Genomic DNA, 20,263 nt, shown 5'->3' with positions numbered 1-20,263 from the left:
TCCTCGTCGGCAACGCCTGACGCACGGGCCCATCCACACCCGGCGCCCGAACAACCGGCGCCCGCCCCACCCTCAACGCCTCAACCCTCAACCCTCAACCCTCAACGAAATGAGACCGACCGTCATGCGCATCACCCGTAGCGCCACCCGCGTGCTCGCCTCCGCCGCCGTGCTCACCGCCGCCCTCTCCCTGACCGCGTGCCAGAACGACACCAAGGACACCGGAAGCCAGGCCCCCGCAGCCTCCACCCAGCCGTCGGCCGGCGGCCAGGACGGCGCGGCGGGCCCCGGCAAGGACGGCGGCGCGAAGGAATCCGACACGCACGCCCAGGGCGCCCGCGCCACGAACGCCTCCGCCTCCGGGGCGTCGGGCACCTCCGGCAGCAAGAGCACCGGCAGGAGCGGCACACAGCAGCACGGCTCCGGTGGCGGGGCGGACAGCGGCCCGGTCACCACCGCCTGCACCGGAGCCAACGTCAAGGTGACCGTCACCAAGGTCGACCGCCCCATCAACCACCTGCTGCTCACCGCCACGAACACGGGCTCCAAGCCGTGCAACGCCTACTCCGCCCCCTACCTCCGCTGGGACGAGGGCCAGGCCGCCACCACCATCCTGGAGGAGAGCAAGCCCCAGGCCGTGAGGACGCTGAAGCCCGGGGAGTCGGCCTACGCGGGCATCATGACCGAGTCGGCGGACGGCTCCGGCAACAGCGGCTACACCGCCCACAAGCTCGCCGTCTTCTTCGCCGACCGGGCCGGCCAGGGCTCGACCGGCCCCGCCGCGAACCCCACCCTGCCCAAGGGCGGCATATACACCGACAGTTCGGCGTGGGTCACCTACTGGCAGACCACCGCCGCGGACGCTCTGACCTGGTGACCCGCTCCCCGGAAGCGGCGGCGCCGGTCGATCAGTCCTTCCAGGCGCCGCCGCCCCCGGGGCTCACTCCTTGGGTGCGGCGATCCATTCGCTGCCGCCCAGCGGGTAGTCGTACTGCGGCCGCCCGGCCTGGCCGCTGGTACGGAACGGCCGGCCGTTGTCATCGATCCGCAGCGAACCGTGCCGGTCTCCGCTGGACCACTCCAGCTCCAGATACCAGTGCACATCGCGCCTGTCCGCCCGCGCGGTGACCATCAGAACCTCGGGGTCCTTCTCGCTCACCTTGTACGGGAAGTCCACCTGCCCGCCCTCCGGTTCGACCTCCGGCCGGGGCGCGTCCAGAGCGACTCCGAAGGTCTTCGGGGTGATGCCGCCGCCGCACCCGACCCCCATGCTGTACGAAGTCCACGCGGGCGGCGCCGACTCGCCCACCACCCGCACCCGCAGCGCGTGCAGCACGACCGTGTGCCCGCCCGTGCCCTGCACCGACAGCTGCACCAACTGGCTGCCCGCCGAGACCGCGCCCATGGCGTCGACCCAGCCGCGGGCATCCTGCTCAGCGGGCGGAGGCGGCATCTCGGCGGGCTCCCGGTCGACGAGATAGTGCTGGCTGCACGGCCCCTCCCAGGCGTACGGCCGCACATCGACGCTCAGCGGCAGCCCCGCCGGCTCCACCGCCCCGGCACCGGAGCCCGCCCCTTCACCCGCTTTCTTCCCGCCCGTCGCCGTACGCGTCGGGGACGGCGAGGCGCTTCTCATACCGGTCGCCCCGGGAGACGGCTCACCAGACCGCCCGGCGCTGCCGTCCTTGGACAAGCCCTGCCCCGGAGCCGTGTTCGTCGCGGCCGCCGATCCCCGCCCGTCCGCGCCCCCGCGCCCCTCGCCCCCCATCACCAACCCAGCAGCCAGTGCCGCGGACCCCACCACCGCGGCCACCGCAACGCCCGCCATCAAAGCCGTACGCCGCCCCCGACCACGCCCCCGTGCCCTTCCCTCATGCCCGTCACCATCGCCCACGCCCACGCCGGCACCGGCGCCGGCCGACGTCACAGTGACCACCCCGGCCACCGAACCGTCCCCCGAACGACCACCGGAATCGCCAGAACCACCGGAACCACCAGGATCACCAGAGCCACCGCGGCAACCAAGATCACCGAGTTCACCGAGTTCACCGAGTTCACCGTCAGGACCGACTCCCGAACCATCCCCCGAACCGACCGGCGAACCGCCCCCCGGCCCACCCACCGAACCACCAGCCCCAGACCCCCCAGGCTCCTCCGACTTCTCCGACTCCCCGGAAGGCCCGGCCGCGCCCGCACTCGCGCCCGCGCTCTCCCGCCCCCGCTCGCGTGTACGCGCCCGTTCCCGTTCCCGCTCGCGGTCCCGTCTGCGGGCCTCGTCCGCCAGGATCCACTGCCGGTGCAGCTCGACCAGTTCGTCCGGCTTCGCCTTGCACAGCCGGGCCAGTCGTTCCGCGGGCGCGTAATCCGCGGGCACCGCGTCGCCGTTGCAGTAGCGGTGCAGCGTCGACGTACTCATGTGCAGCCGTTTCGCGAGCGTGCCGTAGCTGTGCCCGGACCGGTCCTTCAACTCGCGCAGCAGCGCCGCGAATCCGGCCGCGTCCCCGACCGCACCCGCACCCGTCGCGTCGTCCCCTGCCATGCCGTCCCCCGCCACGCCCTTCCCTGCCATGTCCTTCCTCACCCTGTCCTCCCCAGCGCTTCGCCGGCCCAAGAGCCGCCCCTGCCCCCAGGATCTCAGTCCGGCACGGACCGCTCCCCGCCCTGTGGATATCCCCGCCGCGCCCCTGGCCTCCGCCCCACGGACCACCTACGATCGCCCGCCCCTGCACACACAAACGCCCGGCGACTGCCACAACAGTCACCGGGCGTCCGCCCAAACTCATTTCAGCCTTGCTCAGTCCCGTGCGGGCCCAGCGGGCTCGGCCCGCGCAGGCAGCCCTTCCGTCCTCACAGCCACCGTGCGACCTCGGTCGCCCAGTAGGTGAGGATCATGTTGGCGCCGGCCCGCTTGATGCCGGTCAGGGACTCCAGGATCGCCCGGTCGCGGTCGATCCAGCCCTTCTCCGCCGCCGCCTCGATCATCGCGTACTCGCCGGAGATCTGGTACGCCGCGACCGGTACGTCCACCGTGTCCGCGATCTTCGCCAGCACGTCGAGGTACGGCAGCCCCGGCTTGACCATGACCATGTCGGCGCCCTCGTCGAGGTCGAGCGCCAGCTCACGCAGGGACTCCCGGAGGTTGGCCGGGTCCTGTTGGTACGTCTTGCGGTCGCCCTTGAGCGACGAGCCGACGGCCTCGCGGAAGGGCCCGTAGAACGCCGACGAGTACTTCGCGGTGTAGGCGAGGATCGACACGTCCTCGTGGCCGGTCTGGTCCAGCGCGTCACGGATGACGCCGACCTGGCCGTCCATCATGCCGCTGGGGCCCACCACGTGGACCCCCGCGTCCGCCTGGACCTGCGCCATCTCGGCGTAGCGCTCCAGGGTCGCGTCGTTGTCGACCCGGCCGTCGGCGTCCAGGACACCGCAGTGGCCGTGGTCGGTGAACTCGTCCAGGCACAGGTCCGACATGACGACGAGATCGTCGCCGACCTCGGCCTTCACGTCGCGGATGGCGACCTGAAGGATGCCGTCCGGGTCCGTGCCCGCCGTGCCCTGGGCGTCCTTCTTGGCGTCATCGGGAACGCCGTAGAGCATGATCCCCGAGACCCCGGCCTCCAGCGCCTCGACGGCCGCCTTCCGCAGGGAGTCCCGCGTGTGCTGCACGACCCCGGGCATCGCCGAGATCGGCACCGGCTCCGAAATGTCCTCCCGGACGAACGCCGGGAGGATCAGGTCGGCCGGGTGCAGCCGGTGTTCGGCGACCATCCGGCGCATGGCGGGGCTGGTGCGAAGCCGCCGCGGCCGCGCGCCGGGAAACGTTCCGTACGTACTGCTGCTCAACTGCGAGCCCTCCTACGTGATCCGGGCCGCCGCTCGCTGGGGCGGGTGACCGGGTCGCCGGCCTCCACCGCGGCATCGCGCCGCGCCGCCCCGAAGTCCGCGAGCGCTTCGGCCAGTTTGTGGACCGAGGGCTCGGGCGACATGACGTCCACGCGCAGCCCGTGCTCCTCGGCGGTCTTGGCGGTGGCCGGGCCGATACAGGCGATCACCGTCACGTTGTGCGGCTTGCCCGCGATCCCCACGAGGTTGCGGACGGTCGACGACGAGGTGAAGAGCACCGCGTCGAAGCCGCCGCCCTTGATCGCCTCACGGGTCTCGGCCGGCGGCGGCGAGGCGCGCACCGTCCGGTAGGCGGTGACGTCGTCGACCTCCCAGCCCAGCTCGATCAGGCCGGCCACCAGGGTCTCGGTGGCGATGTCGGCGCGCGGCAGGAAGACCCGGTCGATCGGGTCGAAGACCGCGTCGTAGGGCGGCCAGTCCTCCAGGAGGCCGGCCGCCGACTGCTCGCCGGACGGCACCAGGTCGGGCTTCACGCCGAAGGCGATCAGCGCCTTGGCGGTCTGCTCGCCGACCGCGGCGACCTTGATGCCGGCGAACGCCCGCGCATCGAGGCCGTATTCCTCGAACTTCTCCCGGACCGCCTTGACGGCGTTGACCGAGGTGAAGGCGATCCACTCGTACCGGCCGGTGACCAGGCCCTTGACCGCCCGCTCCATCTGCTGCGGGGTGCGCGGCGGTTCGACGGCGATCGTCGGGACCTCGTGCGGCACCGCGCCGTACGAGACGAGCTGGTCGGAGAGCGACGCGGCCTGCTCCTTCGTGCGCGGTACGAGCACCCGCCAGCCGAACAGCGGCTTGGACTCGAACCACGACAGCTGGTCGCGCTGCGCTGCGGCGCTGCGCTCACCGACCACGGCTATGACCGGCTGGCCGCCGTCGGGCGAGGGCAGCACCTTGGCGGCCTTGAGCATCTGGGCGACGGACCCGAGGGTCGCGGTCCAGGTGCGCTGCCGGGTGGTGGTGCCCGCGATGGTGACGGTGAGCGGGGTGTCGGGCTTGCGGCCCGCGGCCACCAGCTCGCCGGCGGCCGCGGCCACCGAGTCGAGGGTGGTGGAGACGACCGCGGTGGCGTCGCTGGCGCCCAGCTCCGTCCAGCAGCGGTCCCCTGCGGTACGCGCGTCGACGAAGCGGACATCGGTGCCCTCGGCGTCGCGCAGCGGCACGCCGGCGTACGCGGGCACGCCCACGGCCGCGGCGATACCCGGCACGACCTCGAAGGCGATGCCCTCGGACGCGCAGGCCAGCATCTCCTCGGCGACGTTGCCGTCCAGACCGGGGTCACCGGTCACGGCACGCACGACCCGCTTGCCGGTGCGCGCGGCCGCCATGACAAGATTGGCGGTGTCACGCAGAGACGAAACTTCGGCGGGCATGACGGGACTTGACGCCTCGTCAGCTGCCGCCTGCAGTGGTGTGTCCACCTGAGCCCTGGCATGTACGCGTACGACGTCCAGCACCTGCGGGTCGGCGATCAGCACGTCCGCCTGGGCCAGCGCCTCCACGGCACGCAGCGTCAGCAGACCGGGATCTCCCGGCCCGGCACCGAGGAAGGTGACCTGGCCGGAGGCGGAGTGGTTCGGGACGGTGGGGTTCAAAGTGCTCGCTCCCCCATAAGACCGGCCGCACCCTTTGCGAGCATCTCGGCGGCGAGTTCACGGCCCATGTGCTGCGGCGTCGTGAAGTCGTCGGGAGAGGCGGGTACGTGCCCGGTGGTGGACAGCTGCACCAGCGCGCTGCCGTCGGTCGTGCCGACGACGCCGCGCAGGCGCATTTCGGTGGCAGCCTGTTCGTCAACCTGCAGGTCGGCCAGCGCACCCACAGGTGCGGAGCAGCCGGCCTCCAGGGCGGCGAGCAGGGAACGCTCGGCGGTCACGGCGGCCCGGGTGAACGGGTCGTCGAGTCCGGCGAGCTGGGCGGCGAGGTCTGCGTTGGACGCAGCGCACTCGACCGCCAGTGCCCCCTGGCCGGGGGCGGGCAAAACCAGGTCGGGCGACAGCAGTTGCGTCACCTCGCCGATCCGGCCGAGCCGGGAGAGCCCGGCGGCGGCCAGTACGACGCCGTCCAGCTCGCCCGTTTCGACGAAGCCGATCCGGGTGTCGATGTTCCCGCGTATCGGGACCGTCTCGATCCGGCGGCCCAGCGCCGTGGCCCAGGCATTGAGCTGCGCCATCCGCCGCGGGGAGCCGGTGCCCACCCGCGCGCCGTCGGGCAGTTCCTCGAAGGTCAGCCCGTCCCTGGCGATCAGCGCGTCCCGGGGGTCCTCGCGCAGCGGCACGGCGGCCAGCGTGAGGGTGTCGGGCTGCGCGGTCGGCAGGTCCTTCAGCGAGTGGACCGCGAAGTCGATCTCCCCGCCGAGCAGGGCATCGCGCAGCGCGGAGACGAAGACGCCGGTACCGCCGATCTGCGCGAGGTGCTCGCGGGAGGTGTCGCCGTACGTGGTGATCTCCACCAGCTCGACGGGACGGCCCGTCAGCTCGCGCACCGCATCGGCGACCTGTCCGGACTGGGCCATGGCGAGCTTGCTCCGCCGTGTGCCCAGTCTCAGGGCTCTCATAGTGCTGTCAGTCATGCCCGCTCCCGTGCTGCATCGTGCCTGTCGGCCCGCGTATCGGCCCTGCTGACGGCGGCGACCGTCTCGGGGTCGAGGTCGAAGAGTTCCCGCAGCGCGTCCGCGTACCCGGCGCCGCCGGGCTCGCTCGCGAGCTGCTTGACCCGCACGGTGGGCGCGTGCAGGAGTTTGTCGACGACCCGGCGCACGGTCTGGGTGATCTCCGCGCGTTGCTTGTCGTCAAGGTCGGGGAGGCGGCCGTCGAGCCGGGCGATCTCGCCCGCGACGACGTCCGCCGCCATGGTGCGCAGGGCGACCACGGTGGGGGTGATGTGCGCCGCCCGCTGGGCCGCGCCGAAGGCGGCGACCTCCTCGGAGACGAGGCCGCGCACCTTGTCCACGTCGGCCGCCATGGGCGCGTCGGCCGACGCGTCCGCGAGCGACTCGATGTCGACGAGATGCGCGCCCTCGATCCGGTGGACCGCGGCGTCGATGTCGCGCGGCATGGCGAGGTCGAGCAGCGCCGTGCCGTCGGTGCGTCCGGCGCGGGCGGCGGCGACCGCTTCGGCGCCGAGCACCAGACCGGTCGCGCCGGTACAGGAGACCACGATGTCGGCGAGCGGCAGCTCCGCGCCGACGGCGTCCATCGCCACCGCGCGGGCCCGCAGCCCGTTCGCGGCGCCGGGGCCGCCCGGCTCGGTGAGGATCCCCGTCAGCCGCTCGGCCCGCTCCAGGGTCCGGTTGGCGACAGCCAGTTCGCCGACACCGGCCCGTACGAGGGTGGTGGCGGCCAGCGAGGACATCGATCCGGCGCCGATGACCAGGGCCCGCTTGCCGTGCGCCCACGCCTCGACGTCCGGACCGCCCGCGAGCTGTTCGAGGCCGAAGGTCACCAGCGACTGCCCGGCCTTGTCGATGCCGGTCTCGCTGTGCGCGCGCTTGCCGACCCGGAGCGCCTGCTGGAAGAGGTCGTTGAGCAGCCGTCCCGCGGTGTGCTGTTCCTGCGCGACGGCCAGCGCGTCCTTGATCTGGCCGAGAATCTGGCCCTCGCCGACGACCATCGAGTCCAGGCCGCAGGCCACCGAGAAGAGGTGGTGGACGGCGCGGTCCTCGTAATGGACGTAGAGGTGAGGGGTCAGCTCCTCCAGGCCGGCGCCGCCGTGCCGGGCCAGCAGGGTGGACAGCTCGGCGACCCCGGCGTGGAACTTGTCCACGTCCGCGTACAGCTCGATGCGGTTGCAGGTGGACAGCACCGCCGCCTCGCTCGCGGGCTCGGCGGACACCGTGTCCTGCAGCAGCTTGCCGCGTGCGTCGGGCGCCAGCGCGGCCCGCTCCAGCACGCTCACCGGCGCGCTCCGGTGACTCAGTCCGACGACCAGGAGACTCATGCTCGCACCTCGCCTCGCGAGCCACAGCCTTCGCCTGTGACGCACCTTTCCATGATCCGCTCGCTGCGCTCGCTCATGCCGGCATCACGGCGGGCACGTCCCCGTCAGGTCCCTTGCGGTCGGCTGCGGCGGTACGGGCCGCGGGGGCCGGCGGACCGCTGTCCTGCACGCTGTCCTCCCCGGCCTTGCGCTGCTCGTGGAAGGCGAGAATCTGCAGTTCTATGGACAGGTCGACCTTCCGTACGTCCACCCCGTCCGGGACGGTCAGTACGGTCGGCGCGAAGTTGAGGATCGAGGTGACACCGGCGGCTACCAGGCGGTCGCAGACCTGCTGGGCGGCGCCCGCGGGGGTCGCGATCACGCCGATCGAGACGCCGTTGTCCTCGATGATGTGCTCCAGCTCGTCGGTGTGCTGCACCGCGATGCCGGCGACCGGCTTTCCCGCCATGGCCGGGTCGGCATCGATGAGCGCGGCGACCCGGAACCCGCGGGACGCGAAACCGCCGTAATTGGCGAGCGCGGCGCCGAGATTTCCGATACCGACGATGACAACCGGCCAATCCTGGGTGAGGCCGAGTTCCCGCGAGATCTGGTAGACGAGATACTCCACGTCGTACCCGACGCCCCGCGTCCCGTACGAGCCGAGGTAGGAGAAGTCCTTGCGCAGCTTGGCGGAGTTGACCCCCGCCGCCGCGGCGAGTTCCTCGGAGGAGACCGTGGGGACCGAGCGCTCGGAGAGCGCGGTCAGTGCACGCAGATACAGCGGTAGCCGGGCGACAGTGGCCTCGGGAATGCCTCGGCTTCGGGTCGCCGGTCGGTGAGTTCGGCCAGTTGCCACGGTGCTCCTGCGGGTAGAGCGGGGCTGCGGGCGGCCGTGCGTCACCCGACCGCCCCGTCGACAGCAGGCTATGTCTTTGTGAACGCGTGCACAAAGATGATGTCCGCTTTGTCTGGCCAAAGTGACCGGTGTCACGCGGCTTTTCCGGCCCTTCCCGGAACCAACTCCCAGGTCACGCCGTTCACCCGCTTCCCGCAGGTCACGGAGGTTCGCCGACGGGAGCACGCGCCCTCACTCCTCACCGCTATGCCCCCGGAAACCTACAAATCGCCCACCGATGGTAGTCGACCCCAGGCCACCTCAGAACCGCGGCGACCCGGGGCACAATGGCCGCATGGCCCCCTCGTTCGGCATGTTCAGCCGCAGCACCCGCAAGAACCCCGCAGAGCGCACGGTCACCCTGATCGGGAAGCCCGGCTGCCATCTCTGCGACGCCGCCCAGGCCGTGATCGAGACGGTGTGCGCCGAGACCGGCGCCTCCTGGGAGAAGAAGGACATCACCCAGGACTCCGACCTCCACCACAAGTACTGGGAGCAGATTCCGGTCATCCTCGTCGACGGCGCCCAGCACGATTTCTGGCGCGTGGACCCCAAGCGCCTGCGCACCGCACTGGGCGCCTGAACCCCCGCCCGCGGCCGCCGCCCCGCCGTCGGCCGATCACCGGTTGCCCGACACAAGGCCGTAACCGGAACCACCGAACAAACTGGCTACGCTAGCGGTATGGCCCTCCCGTCGCCCGACCACCGCCCCGGTAGGAACCCCTTCGGGACGCCCCCCCAAACACCGTCGCCCGACCACCGCCCCGGTAGGAATCCCTCCGGGACGCCCCCCCAAACACCGTCGCCCGACCAGCAGCCCGACCGGCCCCGCCCCGCCGTTCCCTCCCCCGCAGGCTGGTTCTCCCGCCACCGGCGGCCCGCCACCGCGCGCAGCGTGCTGGCCGGCGAGGCGGCCGCGGAAGCCGCCCGCAAGACCTCGCAGGAGGCCAGGACCGAGGACGAGGCCGCCGACGAGACGCCCGACGAGCCCGAGTTCCCGGTCGTCGGAGACGTGGCCGCAGCGGCCTTCTTCGACCTCGACAACACCGTCATGCAGGGCGCCGCGCTCTTCCACTTCGGCCGCGGCCTCTACAAGCGGCACTTCTTCCACAAGCGCGACCTGGCCCGCTTCGCCTGGCAGCAGATCTACTTCCGGCTGGCCGGCTCGGAGAACCCCGAGCACATGGCCGACGTCCGCAACAGCGCACTGTCCATCGTGCAGGGCCACCGCGTCTCCGAGCTGATGTCCATGGGCGAGGAGATCTACGACGAGTACATGGCCGAACGCGTCTGGCCCGGCACCCGGGCGCTGGCCCAGGCCCACCTCGACGCGGGCCAGAAGGTCTGGCTGGTGACCGCGGCACCGGTCGAGACCGCGACGATCATCGCCCGCAGGCTCGGCCTGACCGGCGCCCTGGGCACCGTCGCCGAGTCCGTCGGCGGCGTCTACACCGGCAAGTTGGTGGGCGAACCGCTGCACGGCCCGGCCAAGGCCGAAGCGGTCCGCGCGCTCGCCGCCGCCGAGGGCCTGGAGCTCTCCCGCTGCGCCGCCTACAGCGACTCCGCCAACGACATCCCGATGCTGTCGCTCGTCGGCCACCCCTACGCGATCAACCCCGACAGCCGGCTGCGCAAGCACGCCGGAGAGCAGGGCTGGCGGCTGCGCGACTATCGAACGGGCCGCAAGGCCGCCAGAATCGGCATCCCCGCGGCCGCCGGCCTGGGCGCCCTCGCGGGCGGCGCTGCGGCCGCCGCCGCCCTCCAGCGCCGCCGCCGCTGACCCGGCCGCCACCACGCTCGTGGTTCCGCCGCGGCACCGCCCCTGACCAGGATTGATCGCCGGGCGGCGATCCGGCCCATCCCGTCGGCCTACCCCCGGCGCGCCGCCGTCAGTCCCATTACTGGCGCTCAACCACAACACGCCTTCCAACCAGGCAGATTGCGTCACCTTCCGATCAAAAGCTGCTCAGTAATCGATACTTGATCTGCCACGAACCCGGCACGGTCCGTAAGTAATCGATGATTTGAACAACTGGGTGTAGCGCTGCCTATACGAAGCGTTATTCTCCTCAGACGCAATCCGGAACCCACACGTCCCTACGACGAGTGAACGGTCCCGCACTGCACGTGATGGAAGCTCTGCCTCTGGGAGTCCCGTGTACCCACACGTCGGGGTTGACGCCTCGGGCCTGGCTACGCTGCGTACGACACTCGTCGACCACCTGCGCAGTTTTGTCCCCACCGCGTACGCCGTCCCCGCATTCGCCTCAGCCGTCCCCGCCGGCCCCTGCTACGCCCTGGCCGACGGGAGCGCTGCGGTCGGCAAGGCCGCACCCGTCGGCAGATCGCGCCGCTCCGGCACCGGCACGACCACCACCCGGCGCCCCGCCGACAGCGACAGCCGTCGCATGATGGACCTCGTCGAACGCGCCCAGTCCGGAGAAGCCGAAGCCTTCGGCCGCCTCTACGACCAGTACGCCGACACGGTCTACCGCTACATCTACTACCGCGTCGGCGGGCGGGCCACCGCCGAAGACCTGACCAGCGAGACCTTCCTGCGGGCGCTGCGCCGCATCGGCACCTTCACCTGGCAGGGCCGTGACTTCGGCGCCTGGCTGGTGACGATCGCCCGCAATCTCGTCGCCGACCACTTCAAGTCCTCGCGATTCCGGCTGGAAGTCACCACCGGCGAGATGCTCGACGCCAACGAGGTCGAGCGCAGCCCCGAGGACTCCGTCCTCGAATCCCTCTCCAACGCCGCCCTGCTGGAAGCGGTCCGCAAGCTCAACCCCCAGCAGCAGGAATGCGTGACACTGCGCTTCCTGCAGGGCCTGTCCGTCGCCGAGACCGCCCGCGTCATGGGCAAGAACGAAGGCGCGATCAAGACCCTCCAGTACCGCGCGGTGCGCACCCTGGCACGGCTGCTGCCCGAAGACGCCCGCTGACCCCCACCAACCCGCCACCCCCACCCCTCCGTTCGCTTTCCGGCCCGCTCTGCGCCGGAGTTCCGTCACTCTTCGCGACCGGTCGTGTCCTGTCGGTCAGATCATCGTGAGTGCGTAACCCGTGTGCCGCGCCGCTCGTTGTCCGGGATGCAGGCTCCATGCGGTCACGCCATGTCCGCTGCCTCTCACTCAACCGAGTGGCCGCGGGCATCGGCGTGCAACCGTCCGGTCCATCTGGATAGTCAAAGCCAGTCCGGGGAGTCGAGCGGGATGACGAGAGGAGGTGCCGCCCGTGATCGTGAACATCTCGGTGCACCGGCGGGCCAACGCCTTCGCCCAGGCCCTGGAGGAGCAGGTCCCCAAGGGCGCGGCGACCGAGGACCAGGTCGACACACCGGCCCAAGCGCCGGGTGAAGCACGGCTGTTGGCGGTGGCGGACGGCCTCGGGGAGCTCCCGAAGCCGGAATTGGCCACCGAGGTCAAGACTGTCCAGCGCGCCCAGCTCATCGCCGCGATGGAGGCCGCCTTCGCCGAAGGCGCTCCGTCCGACGGTGCCAGGGTGCCCGAGCAACGCACTCCCAAAGGCGGTCACCGCGCGGCGAAGCAGCTCGGCAAGATGCGCCCCCGCTCCCGGCTCACCAAAGGGCTCGCAGCGGGCGGACTGACCGTGGGCGTCGCCGCAGGCGCGTTCAGCGGTGTCGCCGCCGCCAGCTCCGACGCCCTGCCCGGCGACTCCCTCTACGGCCTCAAGCGCGGGATGGAGGACTTCAAGCTCGGCATGACCGACGACGACGCCGACCGCGGACGCCTCCTCCTCGACCAGGCATCCACCCGCCTCCTCGAAGCCCGCCGTCTGATGGAGCGCGGCCGGGTCGCCGACCTCGACCACGAATCCCTCGGCGAGGTCCGAAGAGCACTCTCCGGCGTCACTCACGACGCAGGCGAAGGCCACCGCCTGCTGCACGCCGCGTACGAACGCGACGGCTCGCTCGGTCCCATCCAGGCCCTCAACTCCTTCACCACCTCGCACCACGAGACCTGGTCGCAGCTCCGTGACCGGCTCCCGGCCCAGCTCACGGACGTCAGGGACGAGGTCAGCTCGGTCATGGACGCCATGGTCGAGGAGGTCAAACCGCTCCGCTCGCTGCTGCCCACCCCGGAGAAGGCGGGCCGCCACCGCGCCGCCCCGCCCGCGCCTGACAGCGGAACGGGCCGGCCCGAGCACCCGAAGCCGTCGGACGGCCACGCCCCGTCGGGCAAGCACAGCGCCGGCTCGCACGACGCACCCCGGCCGTCGGCCTCACCGTCCGAGAACGAAGGTCTGCTCGGCGGCGCCGCGGGCCACCTGCTCGACCCGCCGGACAAGGACGGCGCCGACGGCCCGTCCCACGACAGCGGCAAGGGCACCTCGGGCATGCCCGGCGTCACCCTCCCGCCGCTGATCCCCGGGCTGCTTCCTGGTCTGGGCATCAACGGCGAGCACAGCGGCGACTGACCCTGTCAGGCCGGCGGCGGCCCGCCTCACCATCCGCCGCCGGCACCTGCTCCCATCGGGAACGCAGGCTCAGAAGAACACCGAACGGCGCTGCACGAGCAGCTTGTAGAGCGTGTGCTGAATCGTTTCGCGTACCTGGTCGGTCAGGTTGAACATCAGCATCGGGTCGTCGGCCGCCTCCGGCGGATAGCCGTCCGTCGCGATCGGCTCGCCGAACTGGATCGTCCACTTCGTCGGCAGCGGCACCGCACCCAGCGGCCCGAGCCACGGGAACGTCGGCGTGACGGGGAAGTACGGCAGTCCCAGCACCCGCGCCAGCGTCTTGGCGTTCCCGATCATCGGGTAGATCTCCTCGGCGCCCACGATCGAGCACGGCACGATCGGCACCCCGGCACGCAGTGCGGTCGAGACGAAACCGCCCCGCCCGAAACGCTGCAGTTTGTACCGGTCGGCGAAGGGCTTGCCGATGCCCTTGAACCCCTCCGGCATCACCCCGACGATCTCCCCGCGCTCCAGCAGCCGTTGCGCGTCCTCGGCACAGGCGAGCGTGTGCCCGGCCTTGCGGGCCAGCGCATTGACGATCGGCAGCACGAAGACCAGGTCGGCCGCCAGCAGCCGCAGATGGCGCTCGGCCGGGTGGTGATCGTGCACCGCGACCTGGAGCATCAGGCCGTCCAGCGGCAGTGTTCCGGAGTGGTTGGCGACGACCAGCGCGCCGCCGTCCGCGGGGATGTTCTCGATCCCCTTCACCTCGACCCGGAAGTACTTCTCGGCGAACGGGCGGAGCAGCGACATCAGGACCTGATCGGTCAGCTCCTCGTCGTAGCCGAAGTCGTCGACCTCGTACTCACCGGTGAGCCGGCGGCGCAGGAAGCTCAGCCCGCCCGCGATCCGTTCGTCCAGGGACTGCCCGCCGCGCACCGTGGGACGGCCGGGCTCCGGCTGCGGTGCGCCGGTCCGCGCCTCCGGTACGGGGGTCAGCGCGGCCGTGCCCGAGGCGCGCGCCGACCGCCTGGCCTTGCGACGCGCCCGCGGCTCCTCACCGAAGGGAATGACCTTGGCGTCCGCCATCGTGCGTGAACTCCTCACTGGGCCGGACGTGCGGGCAGCACGCCGGCGAGCCGGTCGACGGTGCGGGCGAGGGACGCGGGCGGGAGCAGCCCGGGTCCGCGGCTGCGGGCGAATTCCGCGAAGGTCTCCGCCGTCGTGTACTGCGGGTGGAATCCCAGTGTCTCGCGCATCTGCGTCGTCTGGACGACCCGGCCGTGCGTGAGCAGCCGGATCTGTTCGGGGGAGAAGTCCGTGATGCCGACGGAACGCAGCGCCGTACCCGCCCAGGTGACCGTCGGCAGGAACAGCGGCAGCGTGGGCCGCCCCAGCCGCCGGGAGGTCTGCGACAGCAGCAGCACGCCGTCGCCCGCGATATTGAACGTGCCGCTGTTCAGCGTCCCGCGGCGCGGTTCGGACGCGGCGATCCGCAGGACCTCCAGGGCGTCGTCCTCGTGCACGAACTGGAGCCGCGGGTCGTAGCCGAGGACGGTCGGCAGCACCGGCAGCGCGAAGTAATCGGCGAGCGGCGAATCCGCGCACGGCCCGAGGATGTTGGCGAAGCGCAGGACGCACACCGCGACGTCCGGGCGGCGCCGGGCGAAGCCCCGCACGTACCCCTCGACCTCGACGGCGTCCTTGGCGAACCCGCCACCGGGCAGCGACTTGGGCGGGGTGTTCTCACTGAAGACGGCCGGGTCGCGGGGCGCCGAGCCGTAGACGCTGGTCGTGGACTTGATGACCAGCCGCTGCACACGCGGGGCCTTCTGGCAGGCGCCGAGGAGCTGCATGGTGCCGATGACGTTGGCTTCCTTGACGGCGGTCCGACCGCCGCGGCTGCCGAGCGGCGTGCCGTTGATATCCATGTGGACGACGGTGTCCACACCCGTCTCGGCCAGCACCCTGGCAATCGCCGGATGCCGGATATCGGCCTTGAGGAATTCGGCGCCGCCCAGATGGTGCTCGGGGGCCACCGCGTCGACCCCGATCACCCTGTCGACGCCGGGGTCGCGCCGGATCCGTCGGACGAACCGGCCGGCCAGTTGCCGCGCGACTCCCGTGACGAGCACGACCTTGCCCAAGATCAGCCCTTCCTTCCCGCACCCGGCCCCCGTCCGAACTGTGCGGGCCACGCTATCGGGTCGTTGTTGCGCTGCGATGACCTCAGGCTGCCCAGAGCTACATTTCCCGCCGCTGTCGCCCCACCGGCCCCCTCACCTCGTCCGAGACCCGCCACAACGCACCGCAGCCCCCCACCGCACAAGGCGGTGAGAGGCTGCGAAATCGCGATCAGCGTCGCTTACTTCTTGTTACGACGCTGAACACGGGTGCGCTTGAGCAGCTTGCGGTGCTTCTTCTTGGCCATCCGCTTGCGCCGCTTCTTGATAACAGAGCCCACGACTACCCTCGCTCACTTCGAATCACTCGGTGCGGGGCGTCCGAGCCCACACTACCTACATCGGGCCAGCCTACCCGGCGCCGGGCGTACGGCGTAATCCGAGGGTCCGAGAGGTCCGTCAGGCGGTTTCGACCCCCACATAGGACTCGCGGAGATAGTCGTGGACCGCCTGCTCGGGCACGCGGAACGACCTCCCCACGCGGATCGCGGGCAGATGACCACTGTGTACCAGGCGGTACACGGTCATCTTCGACACTCGCATTACCGTGGCGACCTCCGCCACTGTCAGAAACACGACCTCATTGAGAGGCTTCTGGTCCGCAGCCATGCCACACCTGCACCTTCCGCATAAGACGGGTACCGGCTTCCCCTCCGGTAACTCTTCGTCGCTATGCGCTCACTCCCCAATTTAGGGGCGGGTGATGCGAGTGGGGAAGAGGAGCAGCGAAGGGCCGCCTAATGGGGCAGATTGGCCTGATTGAGTACATAGCGGGTGAGGGGCCGGTAGAGCGCGGACCGTACGGCGTCGTCGAGCGGCACCACCGCCGAGACCCGGCCCTCGGCCTGTCCGACGAACAGCGCGGGATCGTCCGTATCCGCCAGGCCGATCGCCTCAAAGCCCAGCTGACCTGCGCCGCAGACCCAGCCGTGGTCCCCGATGACCAGTTCCGGGAGCGGCCCCACCGCGTCCGCAGCGGCCGCCAGCGCGGTGCGTACCGGGAGGGGCGAATGGGTGTGCACGCCCCCCTCTGCGGATGCGCCCCGCACGCCGGGCTCGCGCATCAGCGCGACTCCCCGTACGTAGTCCAGGGCGTACGTGCGTACCCCGAACCGGGTCGCTATGTCGACACGAAAGCCATACGCGGGGGTGAGGACGGTGCAACCCACTGACGAGAGAGCGTCCGCCAAGGCGGCGTAGAAATCCAGCAGCCGGTGCGGGTGGCCGGTACCGATCAACACCGGAGCGCGACGGGCGACCGCCGCGCCGATCCGGTCGGCGAAAGCGTCCAGACCCGCGATCGTACGGTCCGGATCGATCACATCGGGGCCGGATCTCAGTGCGGGATCGGCCGAGACCCCGCACTTCCGCCCCATCAGCCGCAGCACTTCACCGACCGGCCAGTCCCGTTCGGGGTCGAGCCCCAGCAACGCCCTGGGGTCGCGCTCCGCAAAGAGCCGGTAGCGGCCCAGGCTCTTCTCCCGCGGAGTCGCGATGGTCCCCGCGAGCCGCGCCGCGATCAGGTGCGCACGCAGCGCGCCGGTCCTCAACACGGCCCCCATGCTGGATGGTTGGCGAACCGCCGGGAGAGCGAACCGACGGGTAGTCACACATCCGGACGCACCGCCTCCCGGCTCACGGCAGCAGCCCGTGCGCCGGGAACACCGCCCGCCGCGTGGCCAGGATCGCCTGGTCCAGCCGGTCCGCCGGGTCGTAACCGCCCTCGGCGAAGTCCCGCCAGTGCGGCGCGCGCCCGTCGGTCATCCGCTGCGGCGCCAACTGCCGTGTCCTGCGGAATACTTCGTGCCGCCAGCCCTCCGGAATCCGCGACGACGGATCGAGCGGCCGGCCCGCGGCGATGGCGGTCAGGTGGGTCCAGCTGCGCGGAACGACGTCCGCCACCGCATAGCCGCCGCCACCGAGCGCGACCCACCGCCCGTCCGTGTGCTCGTGCGCCAGCGCGTGACAGGACTCCGCCACCGCACGCTGCGCGTCGATGCTCACCGCCAGGTGCGCGAGCGGGTCCTCGAAGTGGGTGTCCGCGCCGTGCTGCGTCACCAGCACCTGGGGCCGGAACGCGCCGAGCAGCTCCGGCACCACCGCGTGAAAGGCCCGCAGCCAGCCCTCGTCCCCGGTGCCGGCCGGCAGCGCCACATTCACCGCGCTGCCCTCCGCGCCGTCCCCGCCGGTCTCCTCCGGCCAGCCGGTCTGCGGGAACAGCGTCCGCGGATGCTCGTGCAGCGACACCGTCAGAACCCGCGGGTCCTCCCAGAACGCCGCCTGCACGCCGTCCCCGTGGTGCACGTCCACGTCCACGTACGCGACCCGTTCCACCCCCAGCTCCAGCAGCCGGGCGATGGCCAGCGCCGCGTCGTTGTAGATGCAGAAGCCGGACGCGCCGCCCGGCATGGCGTGGTGCAGGCCGCCGGCGAAGTTCACCGCATGCAGCACGTCGCCGCGCCCCACCGCCTCCGCCGCGCCGACCGATTGCCCCGCAATCAGCGCCGACGCCTCGTGCATCCCCGCGAACGCCGGATCGTCCGCCGTCCCCAGGCCGTACGAGGCGTCCGCCGCCGCCGGATCGGCCGAGGCGGCGCGCACCGCGGCGATGTAGTCCTCGCGGTGCACAAGCCGCAGGGTGGAGTCACCGGCCGGCTTGGCCGCGACCACCTCAAGAGGCGCGCCGTCGAGCCCGTACGCCTCCACCAACCGCATGGTCAGTGCGAGCCGCACCGGATCCATCGGGTGTCCGGGCCCGAAGTCATAGCCCGTTACTGCCTCGTCCCACATCAGCTGTGCGCGGCCGCTCATGACGGTCACCGTATCGGGCGGCCTGCGGTCCGAAGGACCGGGCGTACACCAGCGTCACCAGCACCAGCAGCATCGGTACGAGCATCGCGCCCCGGTAGCTCCAGGCGTCACCGAGCGCACCCACCAGCGGCGAACCCACCAAAAAACCCACATAGTTGAAAATGTTCAGCCGGGCAATCGCGGTGTCCGACGCCTCCGGACCGGCCAGCCGCCCCGCGGCCGCGAACGTCTGCGGCACGATCACGCACAGCCCGACCCCCAGCAGCGTGAACCCCGCCATCCCCGCCCAGGCGCCGGGGGCCACCGCCACCACGGCGAACCCGCACGCCGCGACCACCGTCCCGCACCGCACCACGGCGACCGCCCCGAACCGCCGCACCCCCAGATCGCCGACCGCCCGCCCGAGCAGCGTGGTGACCATGTAGACGTTGTACGGAACCGTCGCCACCTGCTCCGAACTCCCCAGCACGTCCTGCAGATACTTCGCGCTCCAGTTGGAGACCGTCGAGTCCCCGATGTACGCGAACGCCATCACCAGGCACAGCGGCAACAGCAGCCGCATGGACACGGAGGCCGCCGCCTTCCCGCCCGCACCGCCCGCCGGCCCCGCCGCACCGTGCCCGGCAGCCCCGTCCACGAACCACCGGCCGACGACCAGCGCCAGCGGCACCAGCACCGCCACCACCGGCCCGTAGAGCACCGCGAGCGACAGCTGCCAGTGCGCCCCCACCCAGGCCAGCGAGGCACCCACGATGCCGCCCAGGCTGTACGCGGCGTGGAAGCCGAGCATGATGCTCCGCCCGTACGCACGCTGCAGGCTCACCCCGAGCATGTTCATCGAGGCGTCCAGCGCGCCGACCGAAAGCCCGAACGCCGCCAGCGCCACGGCCGCCTGCCCCATCGAGCCCGCCGACCCCGCGGCCAGCAACGCCAGGCACACCACCGGCTGGATACAGCGCAGCACCCGGCTCGGCGGTACCCGTTTCACCAGATGCTCGGTCAGCACGCTGCCGACACCGGCGAGGACCGGCACCGCGGCCAGGAAGGCCGGCAGCAGGCCGTCGGATATCCCGTAGCGGTCCTGGATCGCGGGGATCCTGGTCACGAGCAGGGCGAAGACCGTGCCCTGGATGAAGAAACTGAGGGCGAGCGAGACCCGGCCGTGCCGCACGAGCGTTCCTGGAACCAGTGGCGCCGTCATGGCCGCTCAGCCTAGAACTCCCCGCTACCGCTGGGTAGATGGATCACTCAACCAATTCCGGGAGCACGCCACGGCCGCCGCACGGGCTACCGCAGCAGCAGCCCCGGCAGCTCCGTCATGGCGGCGAACAGCGCGGTGGCGTCGCCCAGCCGACCGGCCGGGGTCATCGCCGTGAAGCCGTACACGTCCATCCCCGCCGCCCGCGCCGCCTGGACACCCAGCGGACTGTCCTCGACGACCGCACATCGCTCGGGCGCCACACCCATCTCACGCGCCGCATGCAGAAACAGATCCGGCGCCGGCTTCCCACGCCCCACGTCCTGCGCGGAAAATATCCGCCCGTCCCCGAACCGGTCGAACAACCCGGTCCTGTGCAGCGCCACGCGAATCCGCTCATGACTGCCGGACGACCCGACGCAGTGCGCCACCCCCTCGGCGACCAGCTCGTCCAGGACCGCGGCCACCCCACGCACCGGCTCCAGCTGCCTACGGAACGCCTCGAACACCCTCGCATGGAAGTCCTCGTCGAACCCGTCCGGCAACCGCTCGCCGGACCGCTCCAGCACCGTGTCATGAATACGGTGCACGGCGGCGCCCATGTAATCCCGTACGGATTCCTCGTACGTCGTGGGGTGGCCCAATTCGGTGAGGTAATCGGCCAGGATCCGGTTGGAGATCGGTTCGCTGTCCACAAGGACACCATCGTTATCGAAAATGACCAGGTCGTAGCGCATGGCCCGAGCGTACCGACCGGGACCGACGGACAACGGTCCAACCATCCACCCGGGGTGCGGTTTCGTTCCGGAAATGCAGAAATGCCCCGCCGGGAACCGAAGTTCCCGACGAGGCATTCCACAAAAATTGTTCGGCGGCGTCCTACTCTCCCACAGAGTCCCCTCTGCAGTACCATCGGCGCTGAAAGGCTTAGCT

The 20,263-nt window shown here is 71.2% G+C and carries 19 protein-coding genes and 1 rRNA gene; 5 read left to right on the top strand and 15 right to left on the bottom strand.

Translation table 11 applies throughout. From position 1 onward, the window contains the following. The first annotated feature begins 109 nt into the window (after nucleotides 1–109). On the top strand, nucleotides 110–877 hold the full coding sequence (locus LIU39_RS29095; protein ID WP_227049914.1) for a DUF4232 domain-containing protein: 768 nt from the start codon (nucleotides 110–112) through the stop codon (nucleotides 875–877). 63 nt (nucleotides 878–940) lie between these two features. On the opposite strand, the gene LIU39_RS35820 is transcribed toward LIU39_RS29095, so the two are convergent. From LIU39_RS35820 to LIU39_RS29060, 6 genes are all read right to left on the bottom strand, one after another. Continuing rightward, the gene (locus tag LIU39_RS35820; protein WP_505016427.1) at nucleotides 941–2,539 is read right to left on the bottom strand and encodes a helix-turn-helix domain-containing protein; all 1,599 of its coding nucleotides are present in this window, start codon (nucleotides 2,537–2,539) and stop codon (nucleotides 941–943) included. Nucleotides 2,540–2,847: 308 nt separating this feature from the next. Continuing rightward, nucleotides 2,848–3,843 carry a porphobilinogen synthase gene (gene hemB / locus LIU39_RS29080; protein ID WP_227049913.1) on the bottom strand — a complete coding sequence of 332 codons (996 nt, stop codon included), beginning with the start codon at nucleotides 3,841–3,843 and terminating at the stop codon, nucleotides 2,848–2,850. Further along, the gene (locus tag LIU39_RS29075; RefSeq protein WP_227049912.1) at nucleotides 3,840–5,498 is read right to left on the bottom strand and encodes a bifunctional uroporphyrinogen-III C-methyltransferase/uroporphyrinogen-III synthase; all 1,659 of its coding nucleotides are present in this window, start codon (nucleotides 5,496–5,498) and stop codon (nucleotides 3,840–3,842) included. Before LIU39_RS29075 ends, hemB begins: the two co-directional genes overlap by 4 nt. Next, entirely contained in the window at nucleotides 5,495–6,472 is a 978-nt protein-coding gene (gene hemC / locus LIU39_RS29070; RefSeq protein WP_227049911.1) for a hydroxymethylbilane synthase, read from the bottom strand. Before hemC ends, LIU39_RS29075 begins: the two co-directional genes overlap by 4 nt. Next, the gene (locus tag LIU39_RS29065; protein ID WP_227049910.1) at nucleotides 6,469–7,839 is read right to left on the bottom strand and encodes a glutamyl-tRNA reductase; all 1,371 of its coding nucleotides are present in this window, start codon (nucleotides 7,837–7,839) and stop codon (nucleotides 6,469–6,471) included. The genes hemC and LIU39_RS29065 overlap by 4 nt, the downstream gene beginning before the upstream one ends. Nucleotides 7,840–7,912: 73 nt before the next feature. Next, nucleotides 7,913–8,677: a redox-sensing transcriptional repressor Rex gene (locus tag LIU39_RS29060; protein WP_227049909.1), complete on the bottom strand. Its 765-nt coding sequence runs from the start codon at nucleotides 8,675–8,677 to the stop codon at nucleotides 7,913–7,915. Nucleotides 8,678–9,011: 334 nt separating this feature from the next. Between LIU39_RS29060 and LIU39_RS29055 the strand changes: the two genes are divergently transcribed. The 4 genes from LIU39_RS29055 (at nucleotide 9,012) to LIU39_RS29040 (ending at nucleotide 13,156) form a co-directional block, all read left to right on the top strand. Continuing rightward, nucleotides 9,012–9,299, top strand: a complete 288-nt coding sequence (locus LIU39_RS29055; RefSeq protein ID WP_227049908.1) for a glutaredoxin family protein — start codon at nucleotides 9,012–9,014, stop codon at nucleotides 9,297–9,299. A gap of 312 nt (nucleotides 9,300–9,611) precedes the next feature. Continuing rightward, the gene (locus LIU39_RS29050; RefSeq protein WP_227049932.1) at nucleotides 9,612–10,496 is read left to right on the top strand and encodes an HAD family hydrolase; all 885 of its coding nucleotides are present in this window, start codon (nucleotides 9,612–9,614) and stop codon (nucleotides 10,494–10,496) included. 376 nt (nucleotides 10,497–10,872) lie between these two features. Beyond that, complete coding sequence (locus tag LIU39_RS29045; RefSeq protein WP_227049907.1) at nucleotides 10,873–11,661, top strand: ECF subfamily RNA polymerase sigma factor, BldN family; 789 nt, start codon at nucleotides 10,873–10,875, stop codon at nucleotides 11,659–11,661. A gap of 292 nt (nucleotides 11,662–11,953) precedes the next feature. Then, complete coding sequence (locus LIU39_RS29040) at nucleotides 11,954–13,156, top strand: DUF5667 domain-containing protein (protein WP_227049906.1); 1,203 nt, start codon at nucleotides 11,954–11,956, stop codon at nucleotides 13,154–13,156. Between the two features lie 69 nt (nucleotides 13,157–13,225). Here LIU39_RS29040 and LIU39_RS29035 read toward each other — a convergent pair whose 3' ends face one another. The 9 genes from LIU39_RS29035 to rrf form a co-directional block, all read right to left on the bottom strand. Beyond that, nucleotides 13,226–14,227, bottom strand: coding sequence for a lysophospholipid acyltransferase family protein (locus LIU39_RS29035; RefSeq protein WP_227049905.1), 1,002 nt, complete (start codon nucleotides 14,225–14,227; stop codon nucleotides 13,226–13,228). A gap of 14 nt (nucleotides 14,228–14,241) precedes the next feature. After that, nucleotides 14,242–15,285, bottom strand: coding sequence for an NAD-dependent epimerase/dehydratase family protein (locus tag LIU39_RS29030; RefSeq protein ID WP_227049904.1), 1,044 nt, complete (start codon nucleotides 15,283–15,285; stop codon nucleotides 14,242–14,244). 218 nt (nucleotides 15,286–15,503) lie between these two features. After that, nucleotides 15,504–15,602 carry a 30S ribosomal protein bS22 gene (locus tag LIU39_RS29025; protein WP_003948845.1) on the bottom strand — a complete coding sequence of 33 codons (99 nt, stop codon included), beginning with the start codon at nucleotides 15,600–15,602 and terminating at the stop codon, nucleotides 15,504–15,506. 118 nt (nucleotides 15,603–15,720) lie between these two features. Continuing rightward, nucleotides 15,721–15,930: a helix-turn-helix domain-containing protein gene (locus LIU39_RS29020; protein ID WP_227049903.1), complete on the bottom strand. Its 210-nt coding sequence runs from the start codon at nucleotides 15,928–15,930 to the stop codon at nucleotides 15,721–15,723. A gap of 128 nt (nucleotides 15,931–16,058) precedes the next feature. After that, a complete protein-coding gene (locus tag LIU39_RS29015) occupies nucleotides 16,059–16,874 on the bottom strand; it encodes a phosphatase (protein ID WP_227049902.1) in 816 nt (271 codons plus the stop codon). An 82-nt stretch (nucleotides 16,875–16,956) separates the two neighbouring features. Beyond that, nucleotides 16,957–18,132, bottom strand: a complete 1,176-nt coding sequence (locus tag LIU39_RS29010; protein ID WP_227049901.1) for an acetoin utilization protein AcuC — start codon at nucleotides 18,130–18,132, stop codon at nucleotides 16,957–16,959. After that, nucleotides 18,083–19,333 (bottom strand): MFS transporter, encoded by a 1,251-nt coding sequence (locus LIU39_RS29005; RefSeq protein WP_227049900.1) that lies wholly within the window; start codon nucleotides 19,331–19,333, stop codon nucleotides 18,083–18,085. Before LIU39_RS29005 ends, LIU39_RS29010 begins: the two co-directional genes overlap by 50 nt. Nucleotides 19,334–19,419: 86 nt before the next feature. Further along, nucleotides 19,420–20,067 carry an HAD family hydrolase gene (locus LIU39_RS29000; RefSeq protein WP_227049899.1) on the bottom strand — a complete coding sequence of 216 codons (648 nt, stop codon included), beginning with the start codon at nucleotides 20,065–20,067 and terminating at the stop codon, nucleotides 19,420–19,422. 129 nt (nucleotides 20,068–20,196) lie between these two features. Next, nucleotides 20,197–20,263 (bottom strand): 5S ribosomal RNA (rrf, locus tag LIU39_RS35780); the annotation flags it as partial.

The sequence above is a fragment of the Streptomyces pinistramenti genome, from assembly GCF_020564935.1.
In the GTDB taxonomy this organism is placed as follows: domain Bacteria; phylum Actinomycetota; class Actinomycetes; order Streptomycetales; family Streptomycetaceae; genus Streptomyces; species Streptomyces pinistramenti.
Note: the sequence above shows the minus strand (reverse complement) of the source record. Positions and strands in the feature narration are given on the sequence as shown.